Raw genomic sequence first — 13,531 nt, forward strand, 5'->3', positions numbered from 1 at the left:
ACCGTCACCGGAGTGACAGTCCGCGTCCTGCAACGCATCCTGGCCCTCACCGCCGCAATCTGGCACAACACCAAGGCCGGCGAACCAGTGCTCCGCTCACTGACCGCCTACGATCACTGACCCCTTGAAATCAATCATCTAGTGCCGCGAGCGTCGGATCGCTCCGGGTGGAGAGCGGTGAAGGCGTCGGCGTCGTTGCGGACGGTGCGGCCGGTGCGTACGACGGTGTGACCGGCGTCCAGGACCGGGGTGGCGAAGGCGCGGCCGAGGCCGCTGCTGACGCCGGTGATGAGAAGGGGCTTGGTCGTCTGGGTCATGTCCGTTCCTGCCTGTACAGGACGAGGTGTTCGTGGAAGAGCACGCCGCCGCGGATGTCGCCGGTGGCGGTGAAGCCGGTGTCGTCGACGTAGTCGAGATGGCTGCCGGTCACGGTGTAGCGGCCGGTGTAGGCGCTGCGCCGGGTGCCGCGGGCCTCGTCGTAGTGGCCGTCGGGACGGAGCTCCTGCCGGATGTGCCCGTCCCCGGTCACCCACATCCCGACCACGTCCACGTCACCGGTCCCTCCCCCGGCGGCTTCCTCCGGCGGGCTCGACTGGTTGCTCACCATGCTGCTCTCCTTCTCGTTCGCGGTTGCTGATCACCAGCCTGGGCGGCCCGGGGGAAGGGAGCCAGGACGAGTCGTGCCTGGGTACGGCGCACCCAGGCACGCGGGTGGAGTGCGGCCTAGCCTGAGCGGGTGACCAGCAACGATCTCGGAGACTTCCTGCGCGCTCACCGCGCCCGCCTGCGCCCTGACGACGTCGGGCTCGCCTCGTACGGCGCCCGCCGGGTCGCGGGGCTGCGGCGGGAGGAGGTCGCTGTCCTGGCCGGCATGAACAGCGACTACTACGCCCGCCTCGAACAGGGCCGCGAGCGCAGCCCCTCCCCGCAGATCCTCGAGTCCATCAGCAGCGCGCTGCGGATGGACGACGAGGCGCGGGAGCACATGTTCCGGCTGGCCGGCACCGCACCCGAAGCTGAGCGGCCGCAGCCGAGAGAAGCGGTGAGTACCGCGCTGCGGCAGCTGCTGGACGGCTACCCGAACGCCGCGGCATTCGTCCTGAACCCGGCCACCGACTTTCTGGCTTCGAACCCTTTGGCCGACGCACTGTTCTCACCGTTCGAGAACGTGGACAACATGGCCCGCATGACGTTCCTCGACCCGGCCGCCTGGAGCTTCTTCAGACTGTGGGGGCGGGCAGCGGAGGCAGTCGTTGCCGGACTGCGCCACGCCACGGGCCTCGACCCGCACTATCGGCGCCTGCACGACCTCGTCGGCTCCCTGACCGAGGCGAGCGAGGAGTTCGGCGCCCTATGGTCCTCGCACGCCGTCCACGGCAAGAGCCGTGACGCCAAGGACCTCGTCCACCCCGACGTCGGGCCTCTCTCCCTGACCTTCCAGACCTTCGATGTCCGCGGAGCGCCGGGCCAGCAGCTGGTGATCTACCTCGCCGAACCGGGAAGCCCCGATGCTGAGGCGCTGTCCCTGCTCGGCAGCCTCCACGCCACACGCCACCAGCGGTCCCCCACGGAGCAGTAGCCCCGGCGTAGTCCTTGCGTACGTGGGCCCACCGGATCACCGTGCGATGGGCCCACGTACGCAAGGGTGCGCTACTCGGGATGCTGGTGGCGCAGAGTCGGCAGTGCTCGGACTGCGCCCAGGACAAGCCCGGAGCAGGCCACCGTCAGGGTCCTTTCGCGGTGTGGGCCGCAGGATCCGGCGCACGAACAACAGGCTCAGTGCCATGACTGCGGCGCTGAGACTCAGCGGTGGCAGACCTCGACATACCTCCCCCGTAGGCGCCGCCAGGCGCTGTGAAGCGGCAGATCGGCGCGGTCGCTTGCGACTGTGTGAGATGGCCGGCACCAGGGGCGGTCCCCTGACCTGGGCCGCTCGGTGTATCTGATCGCTCCCCCTTGGCGCCAGAAGGTCATTTTTGTTGACACCTTCGTTGGCTTTGGGGCGGCCCGAGGGATAGCCGTCCGCCTTCTCACTCGTCGGGGTGCGCAAACCATCGGATGTGCGTACGAGGAGGCTGCATAGGATTCCCGGATGACAAGCACCAGTTACCTCCTGCAGGGACCGCGAGTGGCCGTACGCCGCGTCTGCCGTCAGGACTACGACGAGCTCACAGCGCTGGCCCAGGAGAGCGCCGAGATGCTTCGGCGCTGGCTGGGCGCTCGCGAGAACACGGTGGAAGCGTTCGAGAACTACCTCGGGCGGTTCGAGCAGCCCGCCCATGAGGGCTTCGTGATCTGCCTGGGCAGCACCGGCGAGATCGTGGGTGGCGCCAATATCAACAACATCGTCCGGGGCACGCTCCAGAGCGGAACTCTGGGGTATACCGCTTACGCTTCCACGACGGGCTATGGCTATATGACCGAAGGGCTGGGGCTCGTCGTCCAGTTCGCCTTCGGTCAGCTGGAACTGCACCGGCTGGAGGCGAACATACAGCCGGACAACACCTCCTCGCTGAACCTCGTCAAACGGCTGGGCTTCCAGCGTGAGGGCTACTCAGCCGCCTTCCAGTTCATCAACGGCGAGTGGAGGGACCACGAGCGCTGGGCGGCCATCGCCGAGAGAGCACGGTGAGACTGAGCGCTCGGCCGGCCCCGCACCCCCACCCCTGAGCCTGCCCGTTTTCGGTCCGCCGTCGAACGCGGCTCGGACTTGTTCGGTGGATCCCCGGTTCACCGGATGTCTGCAGGTCCGCGGCCCGATCCTGTGCTGAGCGACCAACACCGTACGAAGGTCGGGGTCGTGGGACGGGTCGAGCATGGGGCAACGAGATGCGTTGGCGGTGATGTCGGGGTTCCGGCCGGAGCCGTACGCCTGCCTGACCGCGCGGAGCGACGCCCTGTTCGAGTGGTGCGACGCGCTGCAGTGCACGGACGGTCCGGTCCGCGCCCTCGTGGACCTGGCCCCTGCCCCCGAGCACCGGCGCCGGCACACCGCCTTGCACCCCGGCATCGCGACGCAGGTCCGCGAAACAGGTCCGCGAAACAGGTCCGCGAAGCAGTCAACGCCTCGTGGAGGCTGGCCAGTGACAGGGTGGAGACCTGGACGTCATGGTCGTACTCAAGGCGGCTACGACGCACCACGCATGGCCCACCTCTCGGCCGGACCACCCGTCGAGGTGCTGGGCCGGCCGCGCTCGGACCGGGTGACGCGCGGGGCGGTCCCGCGCCGTGGATCTGCCCGCCACAGGGCGGGCGTCCGCCGAACCACGGCGGGGAGTTCCTCTTCGCCCGTCCCGAGACCTGGGCGAGGTCACCGCGGCGCCCCCGCCGGTCGGCACACCAGGCTGTCGGATCAGGTTCCAGCGGTTCCCCACGGGGAGTGGCGGTCATGCCGGTACCTGGTTCGTTCGTGAGTGAGCGGTGATCGGCGCGTCCTGCCCAGGGGCGAGAGCGCCTGCGCCAAGGCACGGGGAGAGAAGGAGGGCGGAGATCAGGCGGCGGGGGTGTCGAGCACGTATGCACGCGAGGCGTGCACCTCGTCGCGCAGGGCGGGCAGGTCAACGTCAAGGACCTGCCCGTTCCACTTGCGGACTTCGCCGTTGATGAGGACGGCGCTGATGTTGCGGGCGTCCGCGCCCAGGACGATGGTCCCGATCGGGTCGTTGAGCGGCATGTTGTTCAGGTCCGCTGTCGATCGCCGTCAGCGCGGCCAGCTTGGTGCCGACGTACATGTCCTTGGGCCGGTAGACCGTGACGTAACCGGCGAGGGTGGACATCACATAGGCGCCGAGGTCGTCGACGTCCGGCATGATCCGGCGCAGCTGGGTCTCCCAGGCGTGCCGGTGCGTGTCGACAAAACCCGGCGTGAGGATCGTGCCGGTGGCGTCGACGACCGCCGCGCCGCCGTCCCGGCTCAGATCAGGGCCTATCGCGGTGATCGTGTCACCCTCGACGAGCAGATCGCCACAGTCCAGGACGCCGGAGCCGGGATCCATGGTGACGATGGTCGCGCCGGTGAACAGAATGCGCCGCTTCGGGTCGGCGGATCGGCGCTGAACCGCATTCCGAACGGCCCACCCACCCCGGCCGCGAGTGGCCGTCCCGGGCGGTTGCGGGGCCCGGGACGGTGCGCCGCCTCCGACCACCGCTTCGGCGTCGTCCGCCCGGTCAGGCGGACCGGTGCGAGCCGACAGGCGTACGTCCCGGCTCCGCAGCCCCGCCACCGGGCACGGTGCGTCCCAGCGGGGACAGCGCCACGAGGAAGAACACGGCGCCGAGCGGGAGCAGGTCCAGGCTGGCGGCCATCACCCCCGTGCCGAGCAGCACCAGCGCGGGGCGCCAGACACGGATCCGGCGCTGTACGGCGAGCTGGACCATGAGCCAGAGCAAGCCGACGTAGAAGAGCACCGGGCCGACGGTGTACACCACGGGCAGCACGCCGGGATACGCCTGGACGTCATGGAAGAGCGCCGTCATACCGGCCTTGTCGTCGGCGCGGAACCCGACGACGAGGTCGATGACGCCCTGCGCGGTCACGGACGCCACTCCCAGCAGCCCGACCACGACCGCTGCCCGGGCGCTGAGGCGAGCCGTCCCGGCCGTCGGCTCCGACAGCCGCAGCAGGCCCGGGAAGATCGCGGTGAAGAGCAGCACCCCGGTGATCAGGGCGAGGTGGCCGCCGGTCCAGGCCGGGCCCGGGCCGTGGTCCGGGTCGGAGAGCCGGATGGCTCCGTAGGCGAGCATGCACAGGGGCGCGGCGATGAAGGCGGCCCGCCGCAGTGCGGAGCTCCGGTGTGTTCCCCGAGATAGGTTCGTCATGTGCCGATCCTGTCCGGCGGCGCACGGTCCCGGGATCGGGCATCACCCCGAGAGCCCCCTGACTCGACCCTGACAAGTACCCGGTTCCGTACGGCGGATCAACGGTGGCCGCTTCCCCTACGGGAGTGGCCGGCCGCTCGGCCAGCGGGGCAGCAGGATCGTCGTCGACGGCTCCCTCCTGCTGCCTGACGGCCGCATTGCCGTCGGCGACGTGGAGCAACTGACCCGCTTCGCATGCCGACTTGGTGGCCGCGGCGAGTTCAGCGTGCGAGTCGCAGTGGTGAAGCACTGAGACGTCATCCCGCACGTCGACGAAGACCCGTCACGCGGAGCCAAAGCTCGCGTTCCTTCCCTTCGTGCTTCCCAAGACGCAAGTGCCTGGCTGACGGTCTCCGTCGGTGAACCATCAGCTTCCGAGCGCGTCCACAACCCTGATCGACTTCCCTGCCCGGCACCCGCCGTGGCGAGCTGGCCGCCAGGTCACTCCTCCCCTTTCTCCTCCGCGAATCCCCGGCGTAGACCGAGTCCGACCCCGCGCCCGAGGCAGCCGACCGTGTTGACGGGGGCTGGCCCGCGCGGGGTCATCAGCTGTGTCAGGGGGTATCGCGGGGCGCCCTGGCCCGACGGAGGATGTCCTCCATCCGGCTTTTTCGCGCCATGGATCCGCTGGCCTGCTGATCAGCGACCAGGGCAGCGGAATCGGGCACCCGGCCATCGGGCATGGGGCCGTGGTCGTCGTCGTCGGCAGGCTGGCGGTCCACCACCGCGGTGAACGCGCCGCCGTCGCGCTGCCAGTCGCTGTGCAGGTGCCACCCTGCGGCCAGGAGCGCGCGCGTCGCCTCCGCCTGGGCTTGGCCCCAGTCACCGTCGCACGGCACCGTGAGGCCCTGGACAAGGAGAGGGGCGTTGGTGTCGACCGCCCCCTGGCCCTCACTGGCCGGACTGGAGCCGGCCTCACCCTCCCGCTCGTGCGGGCGCACCGACAGCTCCATCACGGGGCCTTCGTGCCAGGTCAGATGGGCGCGGTGCTGCGTAGTACTGAACATGGGCGTTCCTCGGGTCTCGGGTTGGAGCGGGGACGGTGGGCCCGAAACCGGGAAGCGGGTCCCCGAAGATCGCGGGTGAGGCGGGTGATGCGGGTGATGCGACGGGCAGCCGGGCGCGGCCTGTGCAACCCGGTAGCCGGGAACACCGAGGGGTGCTCGGCATCGCCGCAAGCGTCGGTTTACGCGTCGGCCGTCAGCGCTCCAGCGCGTTACGGACCGTCAGCCCGTGGTGGCGGCGCAGTCGGCGCAACTCCCACCAGGACAGGGCCGTGACGGTGGTGGGGGCGCCGAGGATGAAGACCGCCCGGGCGCCCGCCGGGACTTGGGGGTAGGCACCCGTGATGACGTCCAGGAGCGCCATCTCCCACACCAGGACCACGGCAAGGATCGGCGGCACCACCTCGTGGATGTCGGCGGTGCGGAAGACGTGCACGAGCGACAAGCCGATGCCGTAGAGGGCGAAGCCGATCGACCACAGGCACAGCACCGCGATGGCGATCTTGCCCGGCAGGCCGACGGCGTCCCGCAGCCCCGCCAGCTCCGGCGCCATCGCGAGCGCCGAGGTGCCCATGGACATCATGATGGCCATGACCGCGCCGAGCGGGCGCAGGGCCCGTCGCAGGTAGACGCGCCGCAGCCCGCCCCGCGCGGCCGCTACGAAGACACCGACCACCACGGGGAAGGTGACGACCAGCGCCAGGACGCTGTCCCAGCTCTGGTTGAAGCGTTCGCCCGCTACGGCCTTGACGTCGTCGGCGCTGACAACGGCGCTGTAGGTGATCGTCAGGCTCACCCAGGCAACGAGGCCCAGCGCGGTCCGCCACAGTTGGAGCTTGCCGACTTGCGGATCGTCCACGATCCCGGGACGCGAGGGACGGAAGGCGCACTGGGCGGCGTAGAACGGGTTGCGGATGCCGCGCAGGATCTTCCTGCCTCGCGACTGCCCTCCGGGCGGCGGCGGAACCAGCGGATACGGCGGCACGTACGGGTACCCCTGTGCGGGAACCGGCCTCGCGTACGGATACCCCGGTGGCGGGGCGTACGACGGTCCCTGGGCCGGGGGGCCCTGACCGGGCCGGCCCGCCGCAGGCCGGTTCCCCGCGCCGCCTGCCGAATCCCCGTACCCGCCCCCGCCATAACCGCTCACGTCACGCCTCCCCGCTGTCCTGCCCTGCCGAAGCACGCATCGTAGTCGGCCACGGCTCCAGGTCTCCGCCGTCTTGCCTTCGGCGGTTTCCAGCAGCCGCGTCTGCGCCTGACGGAGTGCACCGCCACCGCTTCCACTGCCCAGGGTGCCAGCGAGCCGGCTCGCCGACGAGCACCCGGTCGCGGACCTTCAGTCCACCGTGCAGCCGGTGACCGCGCGGGCGTAGGAGCGCAGGGCCGCCAGCACCTCGACCCGGGTGCGGCGGCCGGCCAGCACCTCCATCTGGTAGCCGTCCTCCATGGCCACGAAGTTGGAGGCGAGCAGCCGGGGCGGGTCCTGGAGGGTGAAGTGGCCCTGGGCCTGACCCAGCACCAGGATGCTTGCGTAGACCGCGATCTGACGCTCCGTCAATGAACTGTCCAGAGCGGCGGCCCTGGCGTCACGGAGGCAGCGCGGCCAGTACTCGAAGAGCAGCCGGGTGAGGGCGTCGTCGGGGCCGGTGGCCACGCCGTTGTCGATACAGGCCGCCAGTTTGCCGCGGGCGTCGGCGTACCGGTCGGCGGCCTGTTCGCGTTCCTGGCTGTAGCGCTCGATGGCCTGCCGGTAGGTCTCGTAGACCAGGCCGTCCAGGTCGCCGTAGTAGAGGACGGCGGCCGGGGTGACGCCGGCCTCGTCGGCGATGTCACGCAGCCGCAGCCCTTCGAGGCCGCGCATCAGCAGGGCACGCTGTACCGCCGCGCCCAGTTCGGCCCGCCTGGCCTCCTTGCTGCCGCCCTTTTTCGCCGCCATGCCGCCCTCTTCCCTCGCTTGTCCTGCATTCACGTTTAACAATATCGCTTCAGCTCTTGACGTGGGAGTGACCAGAATCTTAAATCCACGTTTAACACCCGGTCCATGTCAGGAGTCCCCGTGGCGACGCACCAGAACGACACAGCGGCAAGACCCGACGCCCCGCCCGCGACGACCTCCAAGGGGCTACGGGAGGGGTCCGTGGGCCTGCTGGCCACGGTCGTCCTGGGGCTGGCCTCGGTCGCCCCCGCCTACAGCATCGCCGTGACCCTGGGCTACGTGACGCTGGTCGTCGGGCACCTCGCACCGGCGGCGCTGCTGGTGGGCTTCGTCCCGATCCTGCTGACGGCCTTCGCCTTCCGTGAGCTGAACAAGGAGATGCCGGACTGCGGCACCACCTTCGTCTGGACCACCCGGGCCTTCGGCTCCTGGACCGGGTGGCTCACCGGCGGCTGGGTCGTCCAGATCGCCACCCTCATCGCCATGACGGCGCTCGCCCAGGTCGGCGCGAGCTACCTGCTGGACGTCCTCGGGCTGCACGGCCCGGCCGGGAACGACGCGGCCGTGGCCACGACCGGCGTCCTGCTGCTGGCCTGCGTCACGGCCGTGGCCCGCCGAGGACTGCAGATGGCCGCCTCGGTCCAGTACGTACTGCTGGGGCTTCAGCTGGTGGCCCTGCTGGGCTTCGGCGCGGTCGCCTTCGTCAAGCACGGGGCCGCGACGCCGTCCGTCTCCTGGCTGAACCCCTTCGCCATCGGCGGCTTCGGCCCCTTCGCCGAAGCCGTGCTGCTCTGCCTGTACATCTACTGGGGCTGGGACGCCCTGATCACGGTGAACGAAGAGACCAAGAACAGCAGGATCCCCGGCCAGGCCGTGCTGATCTCCACCTTCGTCCTGCTCGGCACCTACCTCTTCACCGCCTTCGCAGCCATCTCCTTCGCAGGCACCGGCAGCAGCGGGCTCGGCCTCGGCAACCCGGACAACACCGGCGACATCCTGGCCACCCTGGCCCCCTCGGTCCTGGGCGGCGCCCTGGCCAAGGTGGTGCAACTGGCGGTCTGCGTCTCGGCCGTCGCCGCCCTGCTCACCTGCGTCGTCGGCAGCTCGCGCAGCACCCTCTCGATGTCTGCCCACGGCGCACTGCCGCCGGCCTTCGCCAAGATCCACCCCCGCCACCGCACCCCGGCCTTCGGCACCATCTTCCTCGGCACCGCCGCTGCCGCGCTGCTGGTGCTGCTCACCGTGGTCTCCGGGAAGTTCCTGGGCGACGCCATCCTCTCCATCGGCCTCCTGATCGCCTACTACTACGGCGTGACCGCGCTGGCCTGCGTCTGGCACTTCCGCAAGCAGCTCAGGAACTCCCCGCGCGACCTGCTCCTCAAGGGAGTGCTGCCGCTGCTGGGCGGGCTGATGATGCTGGCCGCCTTCGCCCGCAGCGCACACGACATGCTCAGCCCGGCTTACGGCAGCACCTCCTTCCACGGCGTCGGCGGGGTGTTCCTGCTCGGCATCGGCTCCATCGTCCTGGGCGTGCCGGTGATGCTGGCCGTGCGCTCCCGCTTCCGCCCCTTCTTCCGCGAGGGTCGCAGCGCCGTCGTCGAACTCACCGTCACCGAGGACTGATCCCATGCGCACTCTCGCCATCGCCGCCGTCCAGACCGCACCGGTCCCCTTCGACCCCGAAGCCAGCTGGGAGCGTTTCGCCGAGCAGGTCAGGGCCGTCCGCGAACTGTTCCCGCACGTTCAGCTGGTCGTGGTGCCAGAGCTGATGCTCTCGGCGGAGGGGCCGCTGCTGCGGCCCGCGCCCGCCGACTGGATGGAGCAGGTCGCCGTCCCGGTCCCGGGCCCGCTGACCGACCGGATCTGCGCCCTGGCCGTGGAGACCGGGCTGTGGCTGGTCCCCGGCACCGTCTTCGAACGGGCCGGGGACGGGCGGGTCCACAACACCGCGCTGGCGGTGTCGCCGCAGGGCGAGATCGTCGCCCGCTACCGCAAGGTGTTCCCCTGGCAGCCCTACGAGGAGGCCGCCCCCGGCGACGAGTTCGTGGTCTTCGAGATACCGGGCATCGGCAAGGTCGGTCTTGCGATCTGCTACGACGGCTCCTTCCCGGAGACCGTGCGGCAGCTGGCCTGGCTCGGTGCGGAGGTCGTCATCCAGCCGACGCTGACCACCACCAGGGACCGGGAGATGGAGCTGGTCTGCGCCCGCGCCAACGCCTGGACCAACCAGGTCTTCGTGGTCAACATCAACGCCTCCGACCCGGCCGGCGTCGGCCAGAGCGCGATCGTGGACCCCGAGGGCCTGGTCCGCCAGCAGGCGGGCTCCGGCGAGGAGGTGCTGGTGGACGTGCTGGACCTGGGCTCCGTCACCCGGGTCCGGCAGTACGGATCCTCCGGGATCAACCGGCCCTGGGAGCAGCTCGCCCGCTACGGCGATCAGGTGCGGCTACCCATGTACGCAGGCGCGTTCCGTCGGCCTGGGTGGCTGGAGGAGCCCTCACCGCCGGTCGGCCCCGTCGACCAGCCGAGGTAGTCGCCGCTGATGGCTTCGCCGAAGCGGACGAAGCCGCTGGGAGCAGGCCAGGAGGTGAGCGGGCCCTCCTCCGGCCTCCTTCCGCTACCTCGCGGCCGGCGACTACTGGTTCGACGAGGAGAGCCCCGACCGCCATGACGGCTTCAACGGTCGCGTACACACCTCAACGGCCCAACCGGCGTGAGCCGCCGGACCGGTGGCACGCGCCTTCCCGGCCCGCACCCCCACGGGCCGGAATCGCGTGACGGCCCCTGCCCCGCCCCTGGCGGCAGGGGCCGTCGTCCTTCCTGAGCCCTACCGCCACCCGTAGGAGCGCCGCGTGCCCATCGCCCCGTCCCGCGCACCGGACGTATCCTCTTCAGCCCGTTGCCCCCGATACGGCCTGAGCCCTCGGCCGCAGCCGAGCGGACTTCATGCAGCGCCGGGAGGCGTCGCCTCATCGAAGGTCGGCTGATGGGGCAAGAAGCGGCCGGACTTCTCCGCGAGGTGCTGGGCGAAGTAGTCGGCCGCGTCAGGGCGCATCCGCGCGAGCGCGACCAACGCTGTGATCGCGGTGTCCGCGATCTCCGCCTGCACGTCCTCCCAGGAGTGCGAAGTGCCCTTTCGCGGGTTCGTGCCCTGCACGCCGATCACAGCCTGGGCCGCCTCCCCGAACTCCTCCCCGATCTTGAGGACCTGGAGGATCCACTGCTGCTCGTTCGGCACCATTCGTCCGTTGTCCCGCTCCGTGAAACTCCGCGCGAGCTCGTTGACGGTCTTCCATACGGCGTCCATTGGTTCCTGTCTCGTCTCTGGTCCGGCCATTCACGTGCGTCGGTGTCGGCCGCGCCCCCTGCGCAACGGCGCCGGGCTGTATCCCGTCGTCCGCTGCTGCTGCTTGCCAAAGTGCCGAAGCCGCCCCACGCAGAGGCGGCTTCCGGGGCGATCCACTCGTTCGGGGGCGGCCTCGGCGGTTCCCGGAGGGTAAAGGCCGCACCCGAGGCTCCGGCGGACCTCATCGACAGCGGGGAACCGCGACGCGGCCATGAAGCACAGCCTGACCCTGCGGATGCCGAGCACAACACGGTGGAGGCGGTGCTCCCAGTACCGGCTTTCCGGCGGCTCGTCCGCGACGAACCGGGTTCGACGCGTCGGCGCGGTTCACCGCGATCTCTTCCGCCGGGTTCGGCGGGCGTCCGGTGACGCCGGGGCAGGAGCGCGTGCCCGTGCTCCCGCCCCGGCGCGCCGGTCGGGCGACCCCGTCACCGGGGCCGTCCGACCGGCCTACCGCTCGGTCACCGATCCCGCTCCGTCACCGGCCCTGGCCGTGAGTTCCACGCCCCCGGTGTTCGACTCCAGGGACAGCGGGCCGGTGAAGGTGCTCCCTCCGCAGACCGGCGACCCGTCGCCCATCACCACGGGCCCGCTGCTGCCCCGTACGCTCACCGGGCCAGTCAGCAGGGAGTGGCAGACGGTGACGGCGAGGGCCCCTTCGGAGGAGACAGGTCCGGTGACCGACGACCCGGCCAACGCGAGCGCTCCACCGGGCCGGACGGTCACCGGGCCGGACGGTCACCGGGCCGGACGGTCACCGGGCCGGTCTGGCTGCCGCCCGGGCCGAAGCACAGGGACTGGCCGACGGCCACGGTCAGCGGGCCGTAGCGCGCCGTCGTGACGCAGGGCGCGCTGAACCCGACGGCCACCTCGGTCGGCGCCGCGGTCGTGCTCCCCGCGGAGACCCGGGGTCACCGCTGTAGGCGGCGGTGATCCGGTGGCGGCCTGGCTGGAGCACGCCGGTCGCCGCTCGGGCGCGGCCGTCCTCCACCGGTACGGTCGCCAGCTCGGTCGGCCCGTCGGAGAAGGTGACCGTACCTCCGGGGCCGGTGGGCGCGGGTCCGGCCGGGGCCACGGTGGCGGTCAGGGCGACGGCGTGCCCGAACAGCGGGGTGGTGGTGTCGGCCGTGAGCGTGGTGGTCGTCCCGTAGCGGAACGGGACGACCGCCCGGCCGGCGCCGTGCCCGGCGCCGGAGACCAGCGAGACCTCGGTGGCCGAGGGCGCCGCGTAGCCGCTGCCGCCGCCTCCGCCCGCGCCGTAGAGGTTGCCGGGGTTGCCGCCGCCGGAGCCGCCCGCCCCGCCGAAGTAGCCGCCGCCCCCGCCACCGCCGCCGTTGCCGCCCTGGGCGCCGTTCCACCCGACCGCGCTCCAGGAGTCGGGGTTGCTCTCCCCGTCGGCGGCCGCCTTCTGGCCGTAGTCGTGCCCGGCGTTGTTGAACGTGGGAAAGCTCGCGATGGGCTTGAGGCTGCCGACGCTGGCCGGAGTGGTCCGGGCGCCGCCGCCGAGCAGCCGCGTGCCGGCGGGGCAGGTGGCGGTGACGAGGCCCACCGTCGAGGCCGCGGCGGGTCCGGCGATCTTGTTCATGACCACCTGGGTGTGGGTGATCAGGCTGCTGGTGAAGCACATCGCGTACGGGGTGGTCGAGAAGGCGCTGTCGACCGCGCCGCCACTGCCGCCGATGCCGAGCCAGTGGGTCACGTCGGTGCCGACGACACCGGTCGAGCCGGTGTACTCGGTGCTGCCGTCGGGGCTGGGCCCGGTGCCGTTCACGTGGTTGCCGTTCGACACCGTGCCGGTGCCGATGGCCTGGTCGATCCCGCCGCCGGAGATGGGGCCCGTGCCGCAGTCGGCGTGGGTGGAGATCTCGGAGAAGGTCGATCCGGGGCCGACGGTGACGCCCGGGGTCTTCACCGTCGCTCCGACCGTGTTGGCGTACGCCATGCCCGGCACCAGGAGGGCCAGGAGGGCGCCGACGACCAGTGCTTTTCCGGCGGCCGAGGGCCGCAGAACTGTGTTGGACATTGTTTTCTCCCCATCGGATTCAAGGCGACGAGGGAATGCGGTGGCCTGCGGGACAACCACGGTCGTCCGCTGTGTCGTTGATGCGGGGATGCGCGCCGCACAGCGGCTGCCTGCCCGGCGGAGGGGTGTGCCGCCACGCAGCAGGTCAGGGGGGTGGACCGGCCGATTCGCACCCTCGTCACGAAGTCGCGCATGCGGACTCTAACGGTCCAACTGCCGCGCATCTACCGCCCTAATCAGCTGTTTCACCTAGTAGTTGCCAATTCCGACCGGACGGTTTCACCGGGGAGAACGCGGCGGGGCGCGCCTACGGGGGCCTCTACCGCGGCCACCACAAGCATCACCGCCTGACCTACCCGCAG

At 70.9% G+C, this 13,531-nt stretch carries 13 protein-coding genes and 2 pseudogenes; 5 read left to right on the forward strand and 10 right to left on the reverse strand.

The annotated features are described in order from the left end of the window. Positions 1–120: pseudogene (locus QMF80_RS36725) on the forward strand (IS982 family transposase); the annotation flags it as partial. Between the two features lie 14 nt (positions 121–134). Here the strand turns inward: QMF80_RS36725 and QMF80_RS36730 are convergent. Both QMF80_RS36730 and QMF80_RS36735 read right to left on the reverse strand, forming a co-directional pair. Further along, positions 135–317 carry a hypothetical protein gene (locus tag QMF80_RS36730; RefSeq protein WP_283461594.1) on the reverse strand — a complete coding sequence of 61 codons (183 nt, stop codon included), beginning with the start codon at positions 315–317 and terminating at the stop codon, positions 135–137. Continuing rightward, a complete protein-coding gene (locus QMF80_RS36735) occupies positions 314–607 on the reverse strand; it encodes an Atu4866 domain-containing protein (RefSeq protein ID WP_283461596.1) in 294 nt (97 codons plus the stop codon). The genes QMF80_RS36730 and QMF80_RS36735 overlap by 4 nt, the downstream gene beginning before the upstream one ends. A gap of 129 nt (positions 608–736) precedes the next feature. Here QMF80_RS36735 and QMF80_RS36740 point away from each other — a divergent pair, with 129 nt between their 5' ends. Both QMF80_RS36740 and QMF80_RS36745 read left to right on the forward strand, forming a co-directional pair. Then, on the forward strand, positions 737–1,579 hold the full coding sequence (locus QMF80_RS36740) for a helix-turn-helix transcriptional regulator (protein WP_283461598.1): 843 nt from the start codon (positions 737–739) through the stop codon (positions 1,577–1,579). 513 nt (positions 1,580–2,092) lie between these two features. Further along, complete coding sequence (locus tag QMF80_RS36745; protein WP_283461601.1) at positions 2,093–2,632, forward strand: GNAT family N-acetyltransferase; 540 nt, start codon at positions 2,093–2,095, stop codon at positions 2,630–2,632. 1,051 nt (positions 2,633–3,683) lie between these two features. Here QMF80_RS36745 and QMF80_RS36750 read toward each other — a convergent pair. The 5 genes and pseudogenes from QMF80_RS36750 to QMF80_RS36770 all read right to left on the reverse strand — a co-directional run. Beyond that, positions 3,684–4,052, reverse strand: a pseudogene (locus tag QMF80_RS36750) (amidohydrolase family protein); the annotation flags it as partial. Positions 4,053–4,167: 115 nt separating this feature from the next. After that, positions 4,168–4,818, reverse strand: a complete 651-nt coding sequence (locus QMF80_RS36755; protein ID WP_283461605.1) for a hypothetical protein — start codon at positions 4,816–4,818, stop codon at positions 4,168–4,170. 593 nt (positions 4,819–5,411) lie between these two features. Then, complete coding sequence (locus tag QMF80_RS36760) at positions 5,412–5,864, reverse strand: hypothetical protein (RefSeq protein ID WP_283461606.1); 453 nt, start codon at positions 5,862–5,864, stop codon at positions 5,412–5,414. Between the two features lie 193 nt (positions 5,865–6,057). Next, positions 6,058–6,846, reverse strand: a complete 789-nt coding sequence (locus tag QMF80_RS36765; RefSeq protein WP_283461608.1) for a hypothetical protein — start codon at positions 6,844–6,846, stop codon at positions 6,058–6,060. A gap of 354 nt (positions 6,847–7,200) precedes the next feature. Next, the gene (locus tag QMF80_RS36770) at positions 7,201–7,800 is read right to left on the reverse strand and encodes a TetR/AcrR family transcriptional regulator (protein WP_283461610.1); all 600 of its coding nucleotides are present in this window, start codon (positions 7,798–7,800) and stop codon (positions 7,201–7,203) included. A gap of 120 nt (positions 7,801–7,920) precedes the next feature. Between QMF80_RS36770 and QMF80_RS36775 the strand changes: the two genes are divergently transcribed. Together QMF80_RS36775 and QMF80_RS36780 are read left to right on the forward strand one after the other, a co-directional pair. Beyond that, entirely contained in the window at positions 7,921–9,423 is a 1,503-nt protein-coding gene (locus tag QMF80_RS36775) for an APC family permease (RefSeq protein WP_283461612.1), read from the forward strand. Positions 9,424–9,427: 4 nt separating this feature from the next. Next, positions 9,428–10,333 (forward strand): carbon-nitrogen hydrolase family protein, encoded by a 906-nt coding sequence (locus tag QMF80_RS36780; protein ID WP_283461613.1) that lies wholly within the window; start codon positions 9,428–9,430, stop codon positions 10,331–10,333. 411 nt (positions 10,334–10,744) lie between these two features. Here QMF80_RS36780 and QMF80_RS36785 read toward each other — a convergent pair whose 3' ends face one another. The 3 genes from QMF80_RS36785 to QMF80_RS36795 form a co-directional block, all read right to left on the reverse strand. Further along, positions 10,745–11,107 carry a MazG-like family protein gene (locus tag QMF80_RS36785; protein ID WP_283461615.1) on the reverse strand — a complete coding sequence of 121 codons (363 nt, stop codon included), beginning with the start codon at positions 11,105–11,107 and terminating at the stop codon, positions 10,745–10,747. A gap of 489 nt (positions 11,108–11,596) precedes the next feature. Then, entirely contained in the window at positions 11,597–11,872 is a 276-nt protein-coding gene (locus QMF80_RS36790; RefSeq protein ID WP_283461617.1) for a hypothetical protein, read from the reverse strand. A gap of 88 nt (positions 11,873–11,960) precedes the next feature. Then, positions 11,961–13,169 (reverse strand): Ig-like domain-containing protein, encoded by a 1,209-nt coding sequence (locus QMF80_RS36795; protein ID WP_283461619.1) that lies wholly within the window; start codon positions 13,167–13,169, stop codon positions 11,961–11,963. Positions 13,170–13,531 lie beyond the last annotated feature (362 nt).

Origin of the sequence: Streptomyces sp. G-G2 (genome assembly GCF_030063135.1) — a bacterium.
Lineage (GTDB): Bacteria > Actinomycetota > Actinomycetes > Streptomycetales > Streptomycetaceae > Streptomyces.

Coding starts and splice junctions, on each gene's coding strand:
- QMF80_RS36730 (WP_283461594.1), bottom strand. CDS start 317: ATGACCCAGACGACCAAGCCCCTTCTCATCACCGGCGTCAGCAGCGGC.
- QMF80_RS36735 (WP_283461596.1), bottom strand. CDS start 607: ATGGTGAGCAACCAGTCGAGCCCGCCGGAGGAAGCCGCCGGGGGAGGG.
- QMF80_RS36745 (WP_283461601.1), top strand. CDS start 2,093: ATGACAAGCACCAGTTACCTCCTGCAGGGACCGCGAGTGGCCGTACGC.
- QMF80_RS36755 (WP_283461605.1), bottom strand. CDS start 4,818: ATGACGAACCTATCTCGGGGAACACACCGGAGCTCCGCACTGCGGCGG.
- QMF80_RS36760 (WP_283461606.1), bottom strand. CDS start 5,864: ATGTTCAGTACTACGCAGCACCGCGCCCATCTGACCTGGCACGAAGGC.
- QMF80_RS36770 (WP_283461610.1), bottom strand. CDS start 7,800: ATGGCGGCGAAAAAGGGCGGCAGCAAGGAGGCCAGGCGGGCCGAACTG.
- QMF80_RS36780 (WP_283461613.1), top strand. CDS start 9,428: ATGCGCACTCTCGCCATCGCCGCCGTCCAGACCGCACCGGTCCCCTTC.
- QMF80_RS36785 (WP_283461615.1), bottom strand. CDS start 11,107: ATGGACGCCGTATGGAAGACCGTCAACGAGCTCGCGCGGAGTTTCACG.
- QMF80_RS36795 (WP_283461619.1), bottom strand. CDS start 13,169: ATGTCCAACACAGTTCTGCGGCCCTCGGCCGCCGGAAAAGCACTGGTC.